Below are 18,064 nucleotides of genomic sequence, written 5' to 3' on the forward strand. Positions count from 1 at the left end.
TCCGTGGGCGGGTAAGCGATACCCCCAGCGTGAGGAAACCCCGGCGTTCACGCCGGGGAGGATGTCATCGATCCGCTTGCCGAGGTCGTGAAAATCGTTCGCGCCGGCCTGATCTGCGGTGTCGTGTAGCCTCCCCGTCGGAACTGGATCCGGCTTCAGAACTGTCAGATTCCGAACCGCAGGAGCCACAGCGCGGCCATCCCCACGACGATGGTCGCGAGGATGTCCTCGACGTACCACGCCACTGCGCTCGCGAGGACCCCCGCCGTGAGCCGCTCGTTGCCGACGATCGCGATCGCCCCCTCCGGCGCGACGATCGCGGGGAGCGCGAGCGCGGCGAACACCGCCGGCGGGACGAACTCGAGTGCGTTCGTCACCCTGTCGGGGACCTCGTCGATCCGCCCGAACAGGTAGACGAACGACGCCCGGATCCCGAAGGTGGCGACCCCCAACGCGACCACGACGCCCCACACTGTTGCCGAGGCGTACTCCGTGGGCATCAGTGGCTCCCTCCGCTCCCTGCGTCGTCCCCGTCGCCCGGGAGCCGCCCGTCGGCGAGGACGCCGGCGACGACTCCTGCGACCCCGCCGGCGATCAACCCGAGGTTGAGCGGGATCGCGAGCGCGGTCCCCGCCACCGCGACCCCACCGCCGACCGCCGCCGCGACGAGTTTTGGCCACGACGTCGTCGCCGGAATCAGGAGGCTGAGAAAGACGAGCGGCACCGCGAACTCCAACCCCCAGGCGGGCGGCACCCGCGCGCCGACGACGACCCCGACGACCGTACAGACCTGCCAAACCACCCACAGCGACCCTCCGGCCGCGAGATAATACTGCCGCCGGGCCGCAGGGCTGAGGTCGGCGTCGACACCGGTGTACCGCGCCACCGACAGCGCGTACGCCTGGTCGGTGAGGATGTACGAACAGACCGCTTTCCACCGGGCGTGGAACGACCGGAAATGCGGCGCGATCGACGCGGAGTACATGAGTATCCGGAGGTTGACCACCACGCCGGTCGCTACCACCACTAGGAGCGCGGCGTTGTCGCCGAGGAGTTCGATCGCCGCCAACTGCGACGCGCCAGCGAAGACGACCGCGGAGAGCCCGATGGCCTGCAGCGGCGACAGTCCGGCGTCGACGGCGGTCGCCCCGGCAACGACCCCGAACGGGGCCACGCCGAGCAAGAGGGGTGCGACGTCGCGCAGGCCCCGACGGGCTTCTGCGGGGGGAAACGAACGGGACACACCGGGGAGTCCGATCGGAGCGAGTAAACCGCTACTGTTTCGCCGACGGTGGTTCCCGATGCGGTCGAGTCACGCGACCCGTCCCTGTCGACACCACTAACTACCTCTCCGAAGAACAAACCGGTATGTCGAACGACGCACAATCGCAGGCCGGGACGCCCGAGGGGCAGGGTCCCGTCGAGGTCTCTCCCGACCTCGCACGGCGGCTGCAGGAGAAACGCGAGGAACTCTTCGAGGAGTTCGAGATCCGCGACAGGTTTCCGCCCGAGGTTCGGTCGGAGGCGGAAGCCCGGACCGAGGGCGTTCACGAGGAGATCGAGGCGGAACTCGCCGACCGGCAGGACCTCCGCGAGTTGGCCACCTGGACCACCGACCCGGTCGACGCACAGGACTTCGACGACGCATTGAGTATCCAGGAAGACGCGGAGACCTACACGCTGTGGGTCCACATCGCGGACGTGAGCCACTACGTACACCCCGACTCCGAGATGTGGGCGGAGGCGATCGAGCGCGGGAACACAGTCTACCTCCCCGGCTATACGGTGCACATGCTCCCCCAGATCCTAGCGGAGACGGTCTGTTCGCTCGTTCCCGAGGAGGACCGACTGGCCCACACGGTGGAGATGGAGATCGCGAAAGACACCCTCTCGTTCGAGTCCGTCGACATCTACAAGTCGGTGATCCACTCCGACGAGCGGCTGACCTACACTCAGTGTGAGCACCGCCTCGACGACCCCGACGCGCCGCTTCACGAGGAGAACACGCTGGTCTACGACCTCGCCGAGGCCCTCCACGAACAGCGGAAAGCGGACGGATCGCTCGTGTTGAACCCGAGTCGCGACCGCGCCCACACCATCATCGAAGAGTGTATGCTGAAGGCCAACAAGGCCGTCACCCACGAACTGATGTGGAACCGCGGCGTCGAGGCGATGTACCGGGTCCACCCGCAGCCCACGCCCGACCAGTGGGACGACGCGCTCCGGGAGATCAACGATTTAGGCGGCGTCAACATCTCCGGCGCGTCGTGGGACGACCCCCGGAAAGCGGTCAACGACGCCTTAGAGAACTCCGAGAAGCGCGCGCTGAACAAGATCCAGCGGGCGGTGCTGAAGGTGATGCCGCGCGCGAAATATATGAACGACCCCTTCGGCGGCCACTACGCGCTCAATTTCGACATCTACGGCCACTTCACCTCGCCGATCCGGCGACTCTCCGATCTGCTGAACCACTGGATTGTCCACGAGAACGACGTGCCCGAGAACCTCGTTGCGCTCTGCGACCGCGCGTCCGACCGCCAGAAGGACGGTGAGACGGCCGAACGGCTCTACAAGCAGTTCTTAGAGGAGGTCGGTCTCGATCCCCACGCGGTCAACAACCGCGGGGTCGTCACCCTCGACGACGACGGCACCGTCGTCAACGAGAGCGGACTGCCGCCCGAGCGGATCGATCTTCGGGAATAGCCGCCGTAGCTCCGCGGGGCGCTGCCGTGGCCCGCTGGGGGGCTACTGCTTGTGGGTGAAAAGCAGCACCTCGTCCTCGTGAGTGGTTACACAGAGGTCCAACAGCATGCTCAGCTCCAAACTGTTGTAGTCGTCCTCACAGATGACCAGGTCGTCGAAGGGATCGCCGCACGCTGGACACGCGATGCTCACGGTGTTCCGGTAGGTCGTCACCCCGCCCGCGGACTCGTGGGGCGTCAACGACGAGGTGAGTTCCTCGTACTCGCTGTCCTCCATCGTCCGAACGAACGCGTCGACCCGTCATAATTCTACTCCCGAGGGGCCGTCCGACTCGCTCCGTTCGTCTCCTGGCCCGTCGATATCACGCTCGCGCTCACGACGCCGCCCTCACCCGTTGCCGTCGTGTGACCGACCGACGACCGGCACGTCCGCACAGTCGCGGACGAAGGCGGCGGTCGCGAGGCCGGCGAGCAGTCCGGCCGCGTGGCCGACGTTGACGCTCGCCGGCGACAGCGACACCGCGGCTCCGACCGCCTCAACACCGACGAGGGCGACCGCACACACGCCGAAGAGAACCGCGAGCAGCTCCAGGTCCGTCACCCGGTCGTGGGACGGCAGGTGGACGACCGCGAACCCGCCGGCCGCGAACACAACGCCGCTGATGCCGTACGCCGCGACGTAGGGGCGGGAGCCGAACGCCAGCCCCCACCCCGCCAGCGCCGCGATTGACCCGACAGCGGCGACCGCGGCCATCGCCGCGAACCGGCGGGTGGTGAGGTGGGCCTCGACGACCCGTCCGAACACGAGCAGTGTGAGGAGGTTGGGGAGGACATGGACGAGCCCGCCGTGGAGCAGCGGCGACAACGGCCACGCCACCCACGGCGCGCGGAGGTACGCGTAGTTGGTCGCGACGTACACAGAGGGTGCCCCCCACCGGACGGCCTGGACCGCTTGGGCCGCGTACACCCCACACACCACCACCGCCAGCAGGTCCGTGACCGGCGCCGACAGCGACCGGTGCTGTGCGACGACTGTCCGGACCCCGCTCTCGAAGGGGGCGATAAGCGTCGACGGCGAGACCGGCCGCATCGTCGAACTGTGGAACGCGAGCGCGTATGAGCGTTTGGGGCGTCGCGGAGGTTTATATATGACCCCGCGGCCAAAGCCCTCGTGACGTAGCTACCGCCCCGCGTCGGATTGCGGGTGTCCGGCACACCGACGCGGGGAGCGATGTGCCGGCTGTTCGCTTTCAACCCCCCACCCGCCGGATTCTTGTTCGGTGGGCGTGACCGGGGGACGTGCGACTCGTTCAGGTTATGGTTCCGACCGGAAAACGGGAGGCCGTGCTGGGCGTGCTCGACGAGGAGGACGTCGACTACGCGCTCTCCGACGAGACCAGCGGGCGGGACTACACCGCGGTCGTGACTTTTCCGCTCCCGACATCGGCGGTGGAGCCGATCCTCGATCGGCTCCGCGAGGTCGGCATCGAGCGCAACGCCTACACTGTCGTGATCCAGGCCGAAACAGTCGTCTCCGAACGGTTCGAGGCGCTCGAAGGACGGTACGACTCCGACGACGAAGACCCCGGAAACGGCACCCGGATCGCCCGCGAGGAGTTGGTGGCCCGCGCGAGCGAGATGGCACCGACGGTCCGGCCGTACGTGCTCATGACCGCGCTCAGCGCGATCGTCGCCACCGCGGGGCTGCTGCTCGACTCGCCGGCGGTGGTGGTTGGGTCGATGGTTATCGCGCCGCTCATTGGTCCCGCAATGGCCGCGAGCGCCGGAACCGTCGTCGACGACGCCGACCTCGCGCTCCGGGGGATCAAACTCCAGGCGCTCGGCGGTGTCGTTGCGATCGGCGCCGCCGCGGCGTTCGCGCTCCTGATCCGGACGACGAACGTGGTCCCGCTGTCCGCTGCGGAGGTGTTCGCGATCGGCGAGGTCCGCGAGCGACTCGCGCCCGGCGTCCTCTCGCTCGTGATCGCGCTGGGGGCCGGCGCCGCGGGGGCGGTGTCGCTGGCGTCGGGCGTCTCCTCCGCACTCGTCGGCGTAATGATCGCCGCCGCCTTGGTCCCGCCGACCGCGGTCGTCGGGATCGGTATCGCGTGGGGCGAACCCGCGACGGTCCTTGGCTCGGGGGTGCTGGTACTCGTGAACGTCCTCGCGATCAACCTCGTCGCCCTGGTGGTGTTGTGGCGGTACGGCTACCGGCCGCGGCTCTGGTTTCGCGAAGACGAGGCGCGTGCGACGACGATCAAGCGCGTTGCCGCCCTCGCAATCGTCCTCCTGCTCCTCACCGGACTGCTCGGGGCGTTCACGTACAGTTCGTACCGGACCGCCGACTTCGAGAGCGAGGCGACCGCCGCGATCGAGGCCGAACTCCCGCCGGAGTCAACCGTTATCGACTTGTCGGTAACCTACGAGGGGTTCCCGCTCCAGACCCCGCGGCTAGTGGTTGTGACCGTCGGGTACCCCCCATCGTCGTCGCCGCCCGCGGCCGGCAACGGGATACGCGAACGGGTGGCCGCGGTTGCCCCCGACCCGATCGGGCCCGTCGGCCACGAGGATATCCGCGTGGAGATCAGGTACGTTGGGGTCGACCGCCCCCCGGAGTGAGGGGGCGGAACGACACGGGGGGCTGCCTGTGCCGCGCGCGCATTCACCGCGACTCTCGTCCAGAGGGCGGTATGAACCTTCCCGGCGCTGTGGCGGTCGCGGCACCGTGTTGCTCGCGGACTGTGGGACCGCGCTACAGACGGCCGAGGGACCCACGGCGGCGTGGCGGCCCGCCGAATCCCGGACACGACCGCTTACTCCTGCCGCGACGGCGGGATGTCGGGACGCCACGCCGCGGCGTCAACCGCAGCCTCAAGCACCTTGTCGACGCCCTCGTCGGCCTCAACGCTCATCTGGAAGTCGGCGTCGACGTCCCGCGACCGGTCGCTCTTGTTATTCACTGTGAGCACCGGCACGTCCCGCTCTTCGAACCGGTCGGTGACGGCGTCGCCGAGCGCCAACTGCGCTGACAACGGGTAGCCGCACGCCTCGCTGGCGTCGACGATGAAGAGCACCGCGTCCCCGAGGTGTTCGAGCGCGCTGACCGCCTGGCGTTCGATGTCGTTGCGGTCCTCCTCGGGCCGGTCGAGCAGCCCCGGCGTGTCGATTATCTGATAACGGATCCGGTCGCGGTCGAAATGCCCCACGTGGACGCCCCGGGTGGTGAACGGGTAGTGTGCGATCTCGTTATCGGCGCGGGTCACGCGGTTGACGAACGACGACTTCCCGACGTTGGGGTAGCCGGCGACGACGATCGCAGGCTCGTCCGGCCGGATGTCGGGGAGGGTCTTCAGCGCGTCCCGGGCCTCGCCGATCCGTTCGAGGTCCTCGCCGACCTCCTCGACCACGTCGGCCATCCGGGCAAACGCCTGCTTCCGGTGTTTTCGCGCCTTGTCGGGGTCCGTCCGCCGGAGTTTGGGCTGGTACTCCTCGCGGAGCTGCCAGACCTGGCGGCTGGCCCACGTCACCTTCGAGAGGCTCTGTCTGAGCTCGTCAACATCGACAATCGCGTCCGCGAGCTCATAATAAAAGGTGTCGACGGTTCCGAAATCGGGCCACCGCGTGACCACGTTCTCGAGGTTGTCGGCGAGAATCGACGACGCCGTCTGGAGCATGGACTGCTGGGCTTCGAGCCCGGATTTCGACCGGCCCGAACGGGCCGCCCGCGAGAACGCCTTGTCGAGAAGTTCCTCCGACCGGGGCGTCGTCGGGAGGGACTCGAAGATCATAGTACGCACGCTACACCGCCGAACGGTAAAAGCGCGTCCGTTCGGCGGTCTACGAGTCTCGCCGGCTATACGCGAAGGTTTTCTCCGTCGAACGCGTCCCCGTCGGTATGGATACGAACTGGCGGGCCGTCGGGACCGGGTTCGTCGCGTTGCTCGTCGTCGGCACGTTCGGCCTGTGACTCCCGGTCGTCGGACAGGTCGGTGCCGGCCTCGTCGGCGGATTCGTCGCCGGCTACCTCGCCAGCGGGGTTGGCAACGGCGCGTGGAACGGGCTGGTCGCGGGGTCGATATCAGGGATCGCAGTTTCGGTGCTCGCCGCGTTACTCGGCGGAGTGATCGGGCTTGTGGGCGGGCCCCTCGGCGGGATCCTCGGCGGAGCGGGGATCTTCCTCGTCGGCCTCGTCATCACGTTCCTGTTCGCGATCGACAGCGCCATCGGCGGCGCGATCGGCGGGCTGTTCAGCCGGTAAGCGCCCGGCCCGAACCGAGTCGAGTCACTCCGTCCCTCGATTGAGGTACTCCTGTTGGACGGCGACCACGTCGGCCGAGTCCTCGCACGCTGCATAGCGCCGGAGCGGTTCGTCGTTCAGTTCCAGGAACGTGTGTCCCCAGGTGAACTTCGCGAGCAACGTCGCAGCGCGCTCCCGGTGGCCGAAGATGGTGAGCGCGGCCGCCAACGCCTCAACTGTGGTCAGCCGCATCGGGCGCCCGAAGTTGACCGGGTTCGCCGCCACGAGGTACGGGAGCGCGCGGTGCTCCCCGGGGAGGGAGAACCGCGCCTCGCCCGCGGATTCCCAGGAGCAATCCAGCGCGACGAGTGGGCCCCCATCGGCGTCCGCCGGCGACACCGCCCGCTCGGCGTGTGGATTCAGGACGACGCCGTACGGGGTGTTGCGGTCCGACCGGTGGAGGGAAACGAGATCGAACCGCGCGAGTTTCCGCGCCGTGCACTTCTCGGGGTCGTCGTCGCCCTCGTACCGGACGTGAAGCGCCGGAGCCGCGGCGTCCGCTGACTCGACCCTCGGACCGTCGGCGCCGGCAACACCCGTCGGATCGTCGGCAGTCACACCGCATCCGACGCCGGCCGGGCAAAAAAGCCGTTCGTCGGCGACCGGACACTGGGCGCGGGGTGTTCACTCCGAGAGGGGCTGTCGGAGTTGGACTCGGCCGTCGGCTGTCACCCGGACGGCGTGGCCGGCGACGCGGAAGACCACGCTGGCGTCTGCGTCGCCGACAGACGCGAGGAACCGCTCTGCGGGCTCGACGTCGACGGCGTCGTACAGCGGCTGTTCCGGACACTGCCCGCCGAGCGCCTCGGCGATCGTCGCGTCGAGTTCCGTCGTGCCGCCGAAGTCGTGGTGGGCGACAGTCTCCCACCCGCCGGCGTCGTGGCAGTTGCCATCCCGAGCCGTATTGTGCATACGGAGCGGCCGGGCGGAACCGACAAGAAACAGGTCGAAGCTCCACCGGTTTTTTGCCCGATTAAACCGAATCTAGTGGTTAACGCGTCGTTAAGCCGTGAACACCCCGGCTACTCCCGCGTGCCGTCCCCGACCGCGGACTCCCCGACCGGGGTGTGGCCCTGGATGAGTTCAGCGCCGCCCATGTACGGCCGGAGCGCCTCGGGAACGGTCACGGTCCCGTCGTCGTTCTGGTAGTACTCCAGGATTGCGACCATGACACGGGGGACGGCGAGCCCCGAGCCGTTGAGCGTGTGGAGGTGTTCGGCGGACTCGTGGCGCTCGGGTCGGTACCGGATCCCCGCGCGCCGCGCCTGGAAGGCGCCGAAGTTCGAGACCGACGAGACTTCGAGCCACCGACCGCCCGGCTCCGGACCCCCCTCCAGGTCGTCACCCGGCGCCCACACCTCGATGTCGTATTTCTTCCGCTGGGTGAATCCCAAGTCGCCGGTACACATCTCCAGGATGCGGTAGGGGAGCTCGAGCCGACGGAGCACCGCCTCGGCCTCGTCGACGAGCCCCTCGAAGCGCCCTTCGCTGTCCGCTGGCGGGACGAAGTTCACCATCTCGACCTTGTTGAACTGGTGGACACGCACGATCCCGCGGGTCTCGGTGCCGTGTTCGCCCGCCTCCCGCCGGAAGTTCGGGGTGTACGCCTGGATCTTCAGCGGGAGGTCGTCGTCGAGCAGGATCTCGTCGCGGTACATGTTCGTCACCGGAACCTCTGCGGTGGGACAGAGCCACAGGTCGTCGTCGTCCCACGGCTCGCCGTTGCGGCCGCCGACCCGGTAGGCGTCTTCGGTGAACTTGGGGAACTGCCCGGTCCCGACCATCGACCGCGAATTGACTGGAATCGGCGGGAATACATCGACGTACCCCTGTTCGCGGTGGACATCGAGCATAAACTGCACGAGGGCGTGCTCCAGCCTCGCGCCGTCGCCTTTCGTGAAGTAGAAGCCGCCGCCGGCGACCTTCGCGCCCCGCTGGAAGTCCAAGATGTCGAGGTCCTCACCCAGGTCGTAGTGCGGAACGACCGGGTCCGGAAGCGACCGCAGGTCGTCGAACCCCTCGCGGCGGCGCTCGACGTTCCCGGACTCGTCCTCGCCGACCGGCACGTCGTCGTCGGGGATCTGGGGGAGTTCCAGCAGCGCCGCCTCCAATTCGGCTTCGAGTTCGTCGGCGCGCGCCTCGACCGCCTCAAGTTCGCCTTTGAGCTCCTGGGAGCGTTCGATGGCCTCCTGGGCGGCGTCCTCATCGCCGTCAGCTTTCAACTCGCCAATCTTCGAGGAGATCTCGTTGCGCTCGTGACGGAGGTCGTCGCCGCGCCCTTTGCGTTCGCGCCACTCCGCGTCGACGTCGAGGATCCGATCCAGGTCGACGTCGGTGACCCCCTTCTGTTCCAGCGCCGCACGAACCGTCTCCGGGTTCTCACGGACGAACTGTCTCCCGATCATACTCGGCGGTTCGCCGGGATCCGGCAAAACCGTGTCGCATCCGTAAGAGATCTACTCACGTGAGGATGGTGCTGTCGCAACTGGGGGATCGTCGCTTCCGGACGCCCCGGGCCCCTTCTGCTCCCACCCGCCGACGGGTTCCCGGCCGGCCATCGCTTGATACTGTCGGCTATGACTACGTGAAGATTTTCGACACCCCGGGGTGTCGAAATACGTCACGCGACTATAGCCGACAGTATGAGTACACAGGGTCGGCGCCGCGCCATCGAAAGAGGATAACAAAAAGACACATATCCCACGACGGAGTCGCTCGCGTATGGCGACCTGGCTGCGTCGACGTCTCACTCGCGCGTACGAGCGGATGCTCCGCCAACAGCTCGGGACCGCGCCCGCCCACGTCGCGATCATCCAGGACGGCAACCGCCGGTACGCCAGGCAACGCGGCGCCGACGCCCCTGACGGCCACCGCGAGGGCGCCGAAACAACCGAGCAGGTCTTAGAGTGGTGCGAGGAACTCGGGATCGAGGAGCTGACGCTGTACGCTTTCTCCACCGAGAACTTCGACCGCCCCGACGACGAACTCGACCCGCTGTTCGACCTTATCGAGTCGAAGCTATATGAGTTCGCCGACGCCGACCGGGTCCACGACAACGACGTCCGGATTGGCGCGATCGGCGACGTCGAACGGCTCCCCCAGCGGGTCCGCGAGGCGGTCGAGTACGCCGAATCCCGGACTGCGGCGCACGACGGCCTCCGGCTGAATATCGCGCTGGCGTACGGCGGCCGGGCGGAGCTCCTGGGCGCGGCCAGGGAGGTCGCCGAAGACGTCGCCGCCGGCGACCTCGCGCCCGAGGACGTCGACGCCGACGCCGTCGAACGACGGCTGGCGGAACACACCACCCGGGATGTGGACCTGATCATCCGGACCGGCGGCGACGAGCGAACCTCGAACTTCCTGCCGTGGCACGCCAACGGCAACGAGGCCGCGGCGTACTTCTGTGCGCCCTACTGGCCGGAGTTCTCGAAAGCCGACTTCCTCCGCGGGCTCCGGACCTACGAGTCCCGCGAGGAGTCCTGGCGGCAGTCCCGGACCGAACGCGCCGTCGCACTCTTGCGGGCAGTCGCCGGGACCGAACTCAACGACGCCACCGCGGTCGCGGGGCGGCTCCGGGGCCAACTCCCCTCCGCCGGCGCCCGCGAGGTCTCCGCGGAGTTGGAGCGACAGCGCGACTCGGAGCCGGTTGAGAGTGCTGACTGAGTCCGGGTTCGATCCGACAGCCATGTTCGGGTAGCCAGCAGCCGGCCGATCCCCCGCCAGCGGGCGGGAACAGAAGGGATCGCACTCATCTCTGTACCACCCCGCCGACCGCAATATCCACCGAACAGTACCCGTCCTACCCCCAGCGTGAGGAAACCCCGGCGTTCACGCCGGGGAGGATGTCATCGCCCGAACCGCCGCTGTCTGTTCTGGTAGTCCAAGACGGCTCGGAGGTAGTCCCGCCGGCGGAAGTCCCGCCAGTTCACGTCGGTGAAGTAGAGTTCGGCGTACACCGACTGCCAGATCAGAAAGTCCGACAGCCGCTCGGCGCCGGTCTTGATAAGCAGGTCCGGCTCGTCGTCGAACACCAGCCGCTCCTCGATCCGGTCGGCGTCAACGTCCTCGGGCGCGAGGTCGCCGTCAGCGACGGATTCGGCCACGCTCCGGACCGCGGCCGCGAACTCCCGCTTGCCGCCGAGCCCGATGTTGATCCGGATCGGCGCGTCGGCGCGTTCGGTGTCTTCCGGCCCCCGGACCGCCACCGGCTCGGGGGCGTCGATCGCTTTGAGTTCACGGGTGAGCGTCGGCACGACCGCCTCGTCGAGCACGCTCACCGAGACGGTGACCCGCGTGGCGTCGTACTCGAACGCCCACCGCAGAAACGCTGAGAACGTGGCGTACGCCCCCTGTTCGAGCAGGTCGCGTTCGGTGATCACGACCGCGACGTGCTCGGGCGCGTCGGCGTCGTGGAGCCGGTGGCGGAGAGCGAGGTACCGGTCGTACAGTCTCACGATCGGTTGTGGCCGCTTGCGGAATATATGCCTCCGGGTTGGAGCCGTCGGCGTCGGTGGCGGCCGGCGGGTGGCTCTGTACTGGACGATAATGTCATAAGAAAGAATATCACACCCGAGAACAGATATTCTACCGGAGTACAGACCAATCACCGTGAGAAAAGACGCGTATCTCTCGACAGAACGCGTATTCAGTGCAGCGGATCGGACTGTGAGGTGTTTGGGGGCGTGAGCTCGCCACCCCGAGGGAGCCTTCGGGCCGCGGTTCGCCGCCCGCTGGTCGGCCGGCTGCTCCGGCCAGTGGCTGCGTTCGCAGCAGTCGTCGCTGTCGGAGTTGTCGGGTTTTCGTCGCTCGACGGCGTCGGCGTGGTCGACGCACTATTCTGGCTCGTCGATCCCACGAGCCTTGAGTTACATTTCCAGGCGCACGACGGGCCCGAAACGGCCGCGAAGGGGTACGCGGTCGTGATCGTCTCGGGGCTTGTCGTTAGCGGGCTCTGGATCGGCGAGACGGTGTTCTCCGCCGCGTTCGGCGGGCAGATCCAAACGGAGCTCAAACGCATGAACATGGAACGACAGATCGAGGAATCGCACGAGCACACGATCGTCTGCGGGTACGGGACGTTCGGCAAGACCGTCGCTCGGGCGCTCCGGGACGCCGGGCGGGAGGTTGTGGTGATCGAACGCCAGGAGTCGGAGTTCCAGCGGGCGGCCAACGACGACCTGCTCGCAGTCCAGGCCGACGCGCGTCGAGAACACGCGCTGACCGATGCGGGGGTTGAGCGCGCGGCGACGGTCGTGTGCGCCATCGATGACTCGAACGCGAACATCCAGACCGCTATGGCGACGAGTCAGATCGCACCGACCGTTGAGCTCGTTGTCCGGGTCGGCGACGGGATGTACGAGTCGCTCGCCAGGCGCGCGGGCGCAGACGAGGTGATCGTACCGGAAGTTGCGAGCGCGGAGCAGGTGACGGCGTCGCTATAGCCGGCAGTGCGGTCGCGCCGACTCACCGGCGTCGACGCGAAATGCCCGATGTCGGGAGGGTTAAGTGCGCGTCGGGGGTAGCCGAAGGCGTGCAACCGACGCTTCGGCGGGCGGGCGGCTTCGCCCTCGTGGGGACGGTGGCGGTGGCCGCGCCCGTGCTGGAACGGGCCGCGTTCGCCCCCTTCGCCGCCGTGGCGCTTCTCGCCGCGTTCGTCATCACGGACGGGCCGTTGTTCGACGTTTTCGCTCGGCCGGCCGACAGGCGCGAGGGTCGGCTGAACGGGTTGGCCGGTTTCGCGCTCGCCGCTGCCGGCCTCGCGATTCTCGCCACCGAGATCGGGCTCCCGGTTGGGCTCTTCGCCGCCGCGGTTCTGGTACTCGCGTACGGAAACCTCGGCAAGCGGCTGGTCGCCGAGACCTCCGACAACCCGTTTCTGGGGGTCGCGGGGTTCGCTGCCGGCGGCAGCGCGGCGGGTGTGGGCGGCCAGGCCGCGGTGGCGTCGCTGACGTCGTCACCCGTCCTGCTTGCCCGCTTTGCCTTCCTCGCGGTCGCGGGAACGCTCGTTGCCGCGCTGTTCCGGGAGATGCTGTTCGAGCGCGACGATCCCGTGGTCATGCTGTCGACCGGACTGTTGCTGTGGTTGTTCGACGGGCTGGCGACAGGGGTCGGGACGGTCGAGGTCGCCGCCGGCCTCGCGATCACGGTCGCGCTCGGGTACACCTCCTACGCGCTCGGCACCGCGTCGGTTGCGGGGATGCTCTCGGGCGTCCTGTTGGGACTGCTCGTCGTCGTGTTCGGCGGATTCGGGTGGTTCGCGGTGCTCATCACCTTCTTCGCCATCGGCGCGCTCTCCACCAAGTTCCGGTACGACGACAAGAAGCGCCGCGGCATCGCCGAGGAGAACGAGGGCGCCCGCGGCACCGGCAACGTCCTCGGGAACGCCGCTGTCGCGCTGGCGTGTGTGCTCTGTTTCGCCGCTAGCGGGTCGCTCCCGATCGACGGGACGCTGTTCCAGTACGCCTTCGCGGGCTCTATGGCCGCGGCGCTGAGCGACACCCTCTCCTCGGAACTCGGCGGACTCTACGACAACCCGCGGCTCATCACGACGCTGGAGCGCGTGCCGCCCGGGACCGACGGCGGCGTCACCTGGCAGGGGGAGGTGTTCGGACTGGCCGGCGCGGCGGTCGTCGCCAGCGTCGCGCTCGGACTCCTCCCCGGCGTTTCGACGCTCGGGGGCGCCGCGGTCGCGGCCGGCGGCGTGGTGGGGATGACCGTCGACAGCGTCCTGGGTGCGACGGTTGAGGGGCCCGGGTTCGGAAACGAGGCGGTCAACTTCGCGGCCACGCTGGTCGGGGCGGCCGTCAGCGCGCTTGCGGCACTCGTGGTTCTCACGGCTTCGTGATCCGACCTGCACGCGCTGACGACGCGGCCACGGTCGCGGCGCTCCAGTCGTGTCTCGCCGGTCCGTCGCCACGACTGCTCGCGACGGCTGGGGCGCTGGGGACGTGTCTGGTCGCCGTCACCGGAGCGGACGCCCCCGGCGGCCGGCCGGTTGGGTACGCCCTCGTGATCGGCGAGGGCGACACGCATCTCGCGGAACTGGTCGTCCACCCCGATCACCGCCGCGAGGGCCACGCCGAAGCACTCTTAGGCGCCGTCGTCGCCCGCCAAGCGCCCGGGACGCGGGTGACGCTCGCGGTCGCTGCGGACAACGACCCCGCGCGGTCGCTGTACGACTCCGCCGGATTCGCGCCGATCGACCGCCGGCCGGCGTTCTACGAGTCGGTCAACGGGTGTTCCGACGAGGCGGTGGTGTACGCCTACGACGTGCCGGACAACGCCGGGTGAGGAGCAGCCCTCAGTTCGGGATCGCGAGTTGGTCTGCGGTCCGGAGTCGGACGCCAACGGGCTTTTTAACGAACTCCCCGGTCGTGGCGGCGACCGCGTGGTTGACGCCGCGCTGTGCCGCGATGTCGAGCAGCTGCTGGGTGAACTCACCGTCGAGGACGGCCGCGTACGGCGCGGGGTCGGCGTCGGCGATGGCGTCGAACGCGTCGCCGGCGGGGGCCTCGGCGACCGCCGCGAGGTCGTCGTCGAGCAGCCGGACCGTCCCACGCTTCCCGCCGACAACCTCCCTGACGTGGTCCGCCAACGAGCGCCGGGCGCCCTCGACTCCAGCGCCGTCAGCGTCGTCGCCCTCGACCTGCTCGTTGCCGCCCTCGACCTGCTCGTTGCCGCCCTCGGCCTGCTCGTTGCCGCCCTCGACCCGCTCGTTGTCGCCCTCGGCCTGCTCGTTGTCTCCCTCGACCTGCTCGTTGTCGACGTGGCTGGTGTCGGGTGCCGTGGCCTCTTCGCTTGCGTCGTGACCTGCGTCGCCAGCCGAGTTCTCGGGGGCGTCGTCGACTGTATCCGGCTCGACAGACGCCGTCGCGTCCGGCGTGTCTGTTGCGTCCGGCGTGTCTGTTGCGTCCGACGTGTCTGTTGCGTCCGACGTGTCTGTTGCGTCCGACGTGTCTGTTACGTCCGGCGTGTCCGATCCCTCGGACGCGGTCGCCCCGTCGACACCGTTCGACACCGGAACTCTCCCGTCGGGGTCGTCGGTCGCTAGCGTGGCGTCGGCTGACGCCTCGGTCTCCTCGCTGTCGCCGGCAACGGGTGGATTTGAGTCGGCCGCGCCGGGGCGGGTGCCCCGCGCCCCGTCACGGGCGTCGTACTCGTACTCCTGTGCGTCCAGAGTCCCGGGCGGTGGGGTCGCCGACTCAGTCGTCGGCGACCCCGTGTGAGGGTCCGGCGGCTCACCCTCGGCGTCGTCGGTCGGCGGCGATGGGTCCGATTCGACCGCGTCGATCGGATCTTTCCCCCTGAGCGCCGCGAACACCTCGTGGCGTTCGAGGTCCTCAACCGAGCGCCCTTCGGGCGCGAACGCGACGTGGTCGACGTCGCCCACCTGCGCCAACTCCCGGAGGATGAGTCGACCGCCGCGGTCGCCGTCCAGAAACGCGGTGGTGGTTCGGTCCTGGGTGAGATTCGCCACCGCGCCGGGGACGTTGGTGCCCTCGACGGCGACGGCGTTCTTGACGCCGTAACGGAGGAGCGTCAGCACGTCCGCGCGACCCTCCACCACGACGACCGCGTCCGACTCGCCGACGTGCGGACCCGCGGGCAGGCCCTCGTACTCGCTTATGTCTTCGATCCGGACGCTCTCTTTGACTTCGTCGAGAATCTCCGTGGAGGACATCACGCTCTCGTCGAACGACTCCGAGAGGAGTTCCTTCGCGCGCTCGACCACCTCCCGGCGCTTTGCCTCCCGGACGTCCTCTATGTCGGTGACCTCCACGGTGGCCCGGCAGGGCCCGACTCGGGTGATTGTCTCGAGTGAGGCGGCGAGGATCGCGGTCTTGACCCGATCAAGGGTGCTCGCGATGGTGACCGTGCCGAACGACTGCCCGTTCTGGGAGTCGATCTCGACGTCGATGCGTCCGACCTTCGACGACTGCTGGAGGTCGCGGAGGTCCAGGTCGTCGCCGAGGAGGCCTTCGGTCTGCCCGAAGATGGCCCCGACGACGTCGGAGCGCTCCACGACGCCGTCCGCCGTGATTGCCGCGTGAATGAGGTATTTTTCGGTGTCTTCCATTGGTGAATCCCCCTGCGGGGGCGTGTGAGTGATGTGCGCGTCATGGGAAACCCGATGACGTGTTTATATACGGGCCGCTCCCGGCAAATAACTGTCGTACTCCGGAACCCCGCCCCGCGGGTCCGGCGGAACGTGTGTGGCCGATCACCCCGACGCGGCATCGAGTCGATCCGGCGCGCGTTTCCGAAGAAAATATTTCTTCGATACGCAATTTCGAATCTAAAAGAGAAATATTTACGGGCACCAAGTACATAGTCTGATTCGATGCCGCGAAAGACGAACGATTATCTCTGGATAGCCGTTTTCGGACTGCTCGTAGCGTTCGGAATCCCGTGGTTCCTGTGGGGTTCCACGGCGACGTGGGCGGGGCTGCCAACCTGGCTGTGGTGGCACATCGGGTGGATGGTGCTCGCAGCGGTCGCGTTCGCGGGCTTCACCCGCGGGGCGTGGGACCGCGGGATGGACATCGACCGGGAGGGGACGGATGGCTGAGTCGGCGCTCCCGGTCCAACTGAGCGTGATCGGGGCGTACCTGGTCGTCGCGCTCGTGGTTGGGACCGCTGCGTACCGACTGACCGGCCGCGACGCCGAGGACTACTACCTCGCGGGGCGGTCGATCGGGACGGTGGTGCTGCTGTTTACCACGTTCGCGACGCTGCTGTCGGCGTTCACGTTCTTCGGCGGTCCCAACCTCGCGTACGCCGCCGGCCCCGAGTGGATCCTGGTGATGGGGGTGATGGACGGCCTGCTGTTTGCGGTCCTGTGGTACGTCATCGGCTACCGCCAGTGGCTCATCGGCCGCGCGGAGGGGTACGTCACCCTCGGGGAGATGCTCGGCGACCGCTTCGGGTCGAACCGCCTCCGCGCGCTGGTGGCGGGGGTGTCGCTGTTCTGGCTGTTCCCCTACGTCATGCTCCAGCAGATGGGGGCGGGCGAGGCCATTGTCGGGCTGACCGACGGCACGGTCCCCTACTGGGCGGGCGCGGCGCTCATCACGCTGTTTATGATCGGCTACGTCGTGCTCGCGGGGCTCCGCGGCGTCGCGTGGACCGACACCATCCAGGGGGTGTTTATGCTCGGGATCGTGTGGGTCGCGGTCGGGTGGGTGTTGTCGAGCGCCGGCGGCCTCCCGGAGGTGTCGGCGTCGCTCGCGACGAATCGCCCCGAGTTCCTCTCGCTGGGCGGCGGGGTCTACTCCCCGCAGTGGATGATCGCGCAAGCCGTCACGATCGCGTTCGGGGTCACGATGTTCCCTCAGATCAACCAGCGGTTCTTCGTCGCGAAGGACGCCCGTGTGCTGAAGCGATCGTTCACGCTGTGGCCGGCGCTGGTGCTTCTGCTCTTCGTTCCGGCGTTCCTGCTCGGAACGTGGGCAGCGGGGCTCGGCGTGTCGGTGCCGGAGGGCGCGAACGTGATTCCCGTCCTGTTGAACGCCTACACCCCGGCGTGGTTCGCGGCGCTCGTGGTCGCCGGCGCGATGGCGGCCATGATGTCGTCGTCGGATTCGATGCTCCTCTCGGGGTCATCGTATCTCACCCGCGACCTCTACCGGCCGTTCGTGAACCCCGCTGCCGACGACGAGCGGGAGGCGTGGCTCGCCCGGATCGGAGTCGCCGTTTTCGCGACCGGGACGTTCGTCGCCAGCCTGTTCCGACCCGGAACCTTGGTTCAGGTCGGCGACACCGCCTTCGGCGGGTACGCCCAGCTTGCGCTTCCGGTGTTGGTGGCGCTGTACTGGCCGAAAACGACACGGCGAGGGATGCTCGCCGGGATCGGAGGGTCACAACTGTACTACCTCGCGCACGTGTTCGTGCCGGCGACCACCGTCGGCGGCGTGACCGTCTTCGGGTCGACATACCTAACCTGGGACTTCGCGCTCTACGGCATGGTGCTGTCGCTTGCTCTCACGATCGGGGTGTCGCTCGCCACCGCGCCCGACGTCGGCGAGCGGACCGAGCGGTTCTCGGTGGGGACCGGAGCCGACTGACC

The 18,064-nt window shown here is 68.2% G+C and carries 18 protein-coding genes and 1 pseudogene; 9 read left to right on the forward strand and 10 right to left on the reverse strand.

Annotation, left to right across the window (positions count from 1 at the left end; all coding sequences use genetic code 11):
* Positions 1 to 164: 164 nt before the first annotated feature.
* Both IEX72_RS11350 and IEX72_RS11355 read right to left on the reverse strand, forming a co-directional pair.
* The gene (locus IEX72_RS11350) at positions 165 to 500 is read right to left on the reverse strand and encodes an AzlD domain-containing protein (RefSeq protein WP_188787506.1); all 336 of its coding nucleotides are present in this window, start codon (positions 498 to 500) and stop codon (positions 165 to 167) included.
* On the reverse strand, positions 500 to 1,243 hold the full coding sequence (locus tag IEX72_RS11355; protein WP_188787507.1) for an AzlC family ABC transporter permease: 744 nt from the start codon (positions 1,241 to 1,243) through the stop codon (positions 500 to 502). The genes IEX72_RS11350 and IEX72_RS11355 overlap by 1 nt, the downstream gene beginning before the upstream one ends.
* Positions 1,244 to 1,368: 125 nt before the next feature.
* Between IEX72_RS11355 and IEX72_RS11360 the strand changes: the two genes are divergently transcribed.
* A complete protein-coding gene (locus IEX72_RS11360) occupies positions 1,369 to 2,703 on the forward strand; it encodes an RNB domain-containing ribonuclease (protein ID WP_188787508.1) in 1,335 nt (444 codons plus the stop codon).
* A 42-nt stretch (positions 2,704 to 2,745) separates the two neighbouring features.
* On the opposite strand, the gene IEX72_RS11365 is transcribed toward IEX72_RS11360, so the two are convergent.
* Positions 2,746 to 2,979, reverse strand: coding sequence for a DUF7385 family protein (locus IEX72_RS11365; protein ID WP_188787509.1), 234 nt, complete (start codon positions 2,977 to 2,979; stop codon positions 2,746 to 2,748).
* A gap of 111 nt (positions 2,980 to 3,090) precedes the next feature.
* Positions 3,091 to 3,792 carry a rhomboid family intramembrane serine protease gene (locus IEX72_RS11370; RefSeq protein WP_188787510.1) on the reverse strand — a complete coding sequence of 234 codons (702 nt, stop codon included), beginning with the start codon at positions 3,790 to 3,792 and terminating at the stop codon, positions 3,091 to 3,093.
* A 209-nt stretch (positions 3,793 to 4,001) separates the two neighbouring features.
* Here IEX72_RS11370 and IEX72_RS11375 point away from each other — a divergent pair, with 209 nt between their 5' ends.
* Positions 4,002 to 5,321, forward strand: coding sequence for a TIGR00341 family protein (locus IEX72_RS11375; protein WP_188787511.1), 1,320 nt, complete (start codon positions 4,002 to 4,004; stop codon positions 5,319 to 5,321).
* Positions 5,322 to 5,515: 194 nt separating this feature from the next.
* Here IEX72_RS11375 and IEX72_RS11380 read toward each other — a convergent pair whose 3' ends face one another.
* The gene (locus IEX72_RS11380; RefSeq protein ID WP_188787512.1) at positions 5,516 to 6,490 is read right to left on the reverse strand and encodes an NOG1 family protein; all 975 of its coding nucleotides are present in this window, start codon (positions 6,488 to 6,490) and stop codon (positions 5,516 to 5,518) included.
* Positions 6,491 to 6,597: 107 nt separating this feature from the next.
* On the opposite strand from IEX72_RS11380, the pseudogene IEX72_RS11385 reads away from it, so the two are divergent.
* Positions 6,598 to 6,960 (forward strand): annotated as a pseudogene (locus IEX72_RS11385) (DUF5518 domain-containing protein).
* Positions 6,961 to 6,984: 24 nt separating this feature from the next.
* On the opposite strand, the gene IEX72_RS11390 reads toward IEX72_RS11385, so the two are convergent.
* The 3 genes from IEX72_RS11390 to serS all read right to left on the reverse strand — a co-directional run bounded on the left by IEX72_RS11390 (position 6,985) and on the right by serS (position 9,404).
* Positions 6,985 to 7,557 (reverse strand): DUF367 family protein, encoded by a 573-nt coding sequence (locus IEX72_RS11390; protein ID WP_188787513.1) that lies wholly within the window; start codon positions 7,555 to 7,557, stop codon positions 6,985 to 6,987.
* A 66-nt stretch (positions 7,558 to 7,623) separates the two neighbouring features.
* Positions 7,624 to 7,911 (reverse strand): HalOD1 output domain-containing protein, encoded by a 288-nt coding sequence (locus tag IEX72_RS11395; RefSeq protein WP_188787514.1) that lies wholly within the window; start codon positions 7,909 to 7,911, stop codon positions 7,624 to 7,626.
* A 110-nt stretch (positions 7,912 to 8,021) separates the two neighbouring features.
* Positions 8,022 to 9,404, reverse strand: coding sequence for a serine--tRNA ligase (gene serS, locus IEX72_RS11400; protein WP_188787515.1), 1,383 nt, complete (start codon positions 9,402 to 9,404; stop codon positions 8,022 to 8,024).
* A 316-nt stretch (positions 9,405 to 9,720) separates the two neighbouring features.
* Between serS and uppS the strand changes: the two genes are divergently transcribed.
* A complete protein-coding gene (gene uppS, locus IEX72_RS11405) occupies positions 9,721 to 10,662 on the forward strand; it encodes a polyprenyl diphosphate synthase (RefSeq protein WP_188787516.1) in 942 nt (313 codons plus the stop codon).
* A gap of 182 nt (positions 10,663 to 10,844) precedes the next feature.
* Here the strand turns inward: uppS and IEX72_RS11410 are convergent, their stop codons facing one another.
* Positions 10,845 to 11,453 carry an undecaprenyl diphosphate synthase family protein gene (locus IEX72_RS11410; RefSeq protein ID WP_188787517.1) on the reverse strand — a complete coding sequence of 203 codons (609 nt, stop codon included), beginning with the start codon at positions 11,451 to 11,453 and terminating at the stop codon, positions 10,845 to 10,847.
* Positions 11,454 to 11,681: 228 nt separating this feature from the next.
* Between IEX72_RS11410 and IEX72_RS11415 the strand changes: the two genes are divergently transcribed.
* The 3 genes from IEX72_RS11415 (at position 11,682) to IEX72_RS11425 (ending at position 14,289) form a co-directional block, all read left to right on the forward strand.
* The gene (locus IEX72_RS11415) at positions 11,682 to 12,440 is read left to right on the forward strand and encodes a potassium channel family protein (protein WP_229663824.1); all 759 of its coding nucleotides are present in this window, start codon (positions 11,682 to 11,684) and stop codon (positions 12,438 to 12,440) included.
* A gap of 137 nt (positions 12,441 to 12,577) precedes the next feature.
* The gene (locus IEX72_RS11420; protein ID WP_394354609.1) at positions 12,578 to 13,843 is read left to right on the forward strand and encodes a DUF92 domain-containing protein; all 1,266 of its coding nucleotides are present in this window, start codon (positions 12,578 to 12,580) and stop codon (positions 13,841 to 13,843) included.
* Entirely contained in the window at positions 13,840 to 14,289 is a 450-nt protein-coding gene (locus IEX72_RS11425; protein ID WP_188787520.1) for a GNAT family N-acetyltransferase, read from the forward strand. The genes IEX72_RS11420 and IEX72_RS11425 overlap by 4 nt, the downstream gene beginning before the upstream one ends.
* Positions 14,290 to 14,299: 10 nt before the next feature.
* Here the strand turns inward: IEX72_RS11425 and dnaG are convergent, their stop codons facing one another.
* Entirely contained in the window at positions 14,300 to 16,075 is a 1,776-nt protein-coding gene (gene dnaG / locus IEX72_RS11430) for a DNA primase DnaG (RefSeq protein WP_188787521.1), read from the reverse strand.
* Positions 16,076 to 16,339: 264 nt separating this feature from the next.
* Between dnaG and IEX72_RS11435 the strand changes: the two genes are divergently transcribed.
* Both IEX72_RS11435 and IEX72_RS11440 read left to right on the forward strand, forming a co-directional pair.
* Entirely contained in the window at positions 16,340 to 16,567 is a 228-nt protein-coding gene (locus tag IEX72_RS11435) for a DUF3311 domain-containing protein (protein ID WP_188787522.1), read from the forward strand.
* Positions 16,560 to 18,062 (forward strand): sodium:solute symporter family protein, encoded by a 1,503-nt coding sequence (locus IEX72_RS11440; RefSeq protein ID WP_188787523.1) that lies wholly within the window; start codon positions 16,560 to 16,562, stop codon positions 18,060 to 18,062. The genes IEX72_RS11435 and IEX72_RS11440 overlap by 8 nt, the downstream gene beginning before the upstream one ends.
* The last annotated feature ends 2 nt before the right edge of the window (positions 18,063 to 18,064 follow it).

This window comes from Halobellus salinus (assembly GCF_014646875.1).
Taxonomy (GTDB): Archaea; Halobacteriota; Halobacteria; order Halobacteriales; family Haloferacaceae; genus Haloquadratum; species Haloquadratum salinum.

What these genes read in the sequence shown, in the direction of transcription:
- IEX72_RS11350 (WP_188787506.1), bottom strand. Translation starts at nt 500, where the DNA reads ATGCCCACGGAGTACGCCTCGGCAACAGTGTGGGGCGTCGTGGTCGCG.
- IEX72_RS11360 (WP_188787508.1), top strand. Translation starts at nt 1,369, where the DNA reads ATGTCGAACGACGCACAATCGCAGGCCGGGACGCCCGAGGGGCAGGGT.
- IEX72_RS11365 (WP_188787509.1), bottom strand. Translation starts at nt 2,979, where the DNA reads ATGGAGGACAGCGAGTACGAGGAACTCACCTCGTCGTTGACGCCCCAC.
- IEX72_RS11370 (WP_188787510.1), bottom strand. Translation starts at nt 3,792, where the DNA reads ATGCGGCCGGTCTCGCCGTCGACGCTTATCGCCCCCTTCGAGAGCGGG.
- IEX72_RS11380 (WP_188787512.1), bottom strand. Translation starts at nt 6,490, where the DNA reads ATGATCTTCGAGTCCCTCCCGACGACGCCCCGGTCGGAGGAACTTCTC.
- IEX72_RS11395 (WP_188787514.1), bottom strand. Translation starts at nt 7,911, where the DNA reads ATGCACAATACGGCTCGGGATGGCAACTGCCACGACGCCGGCGGGTGG.
- serS (WP_188787515.1), bottom strand. Translation starts at nt 9,404, where the DNA reads ATGATCGGGAGACAGTTCGTCCGTGAGAACCCGGAGACGGTTCGTGCG.
- uppS (WP_188787516.1), top strand. Translation starts at nt 9,721, where the DNA reads ATGGCGACCTGGCTGCGTCGACGTCTCACTCGCGCGTACGAGCGGATG.
- dnaG (WP_188787521.1), bottom strand. Translation starts at nt 16,075, where the DNA reads ATGGAAGACACCGAAAAATACCTCATTCACGCGGCAATCACGGCGGAC.
- IEX72_RS11435 (WP_188787522.1), top strand. Translation starts at nt 16,340, where the DNA reads ATGCCGCGAAAGACGAACGATTATCTCTGGATAGCCGTTTTCGGACTG.
- IEX72_RS11440 (WP_188787523.1), top strand. Translation starts at nt 16,560, where the DNA reads ATGGCTGAGTCGGCGCTCCCGGTCCAACTGAGCGTGATCGGGGCGTAC.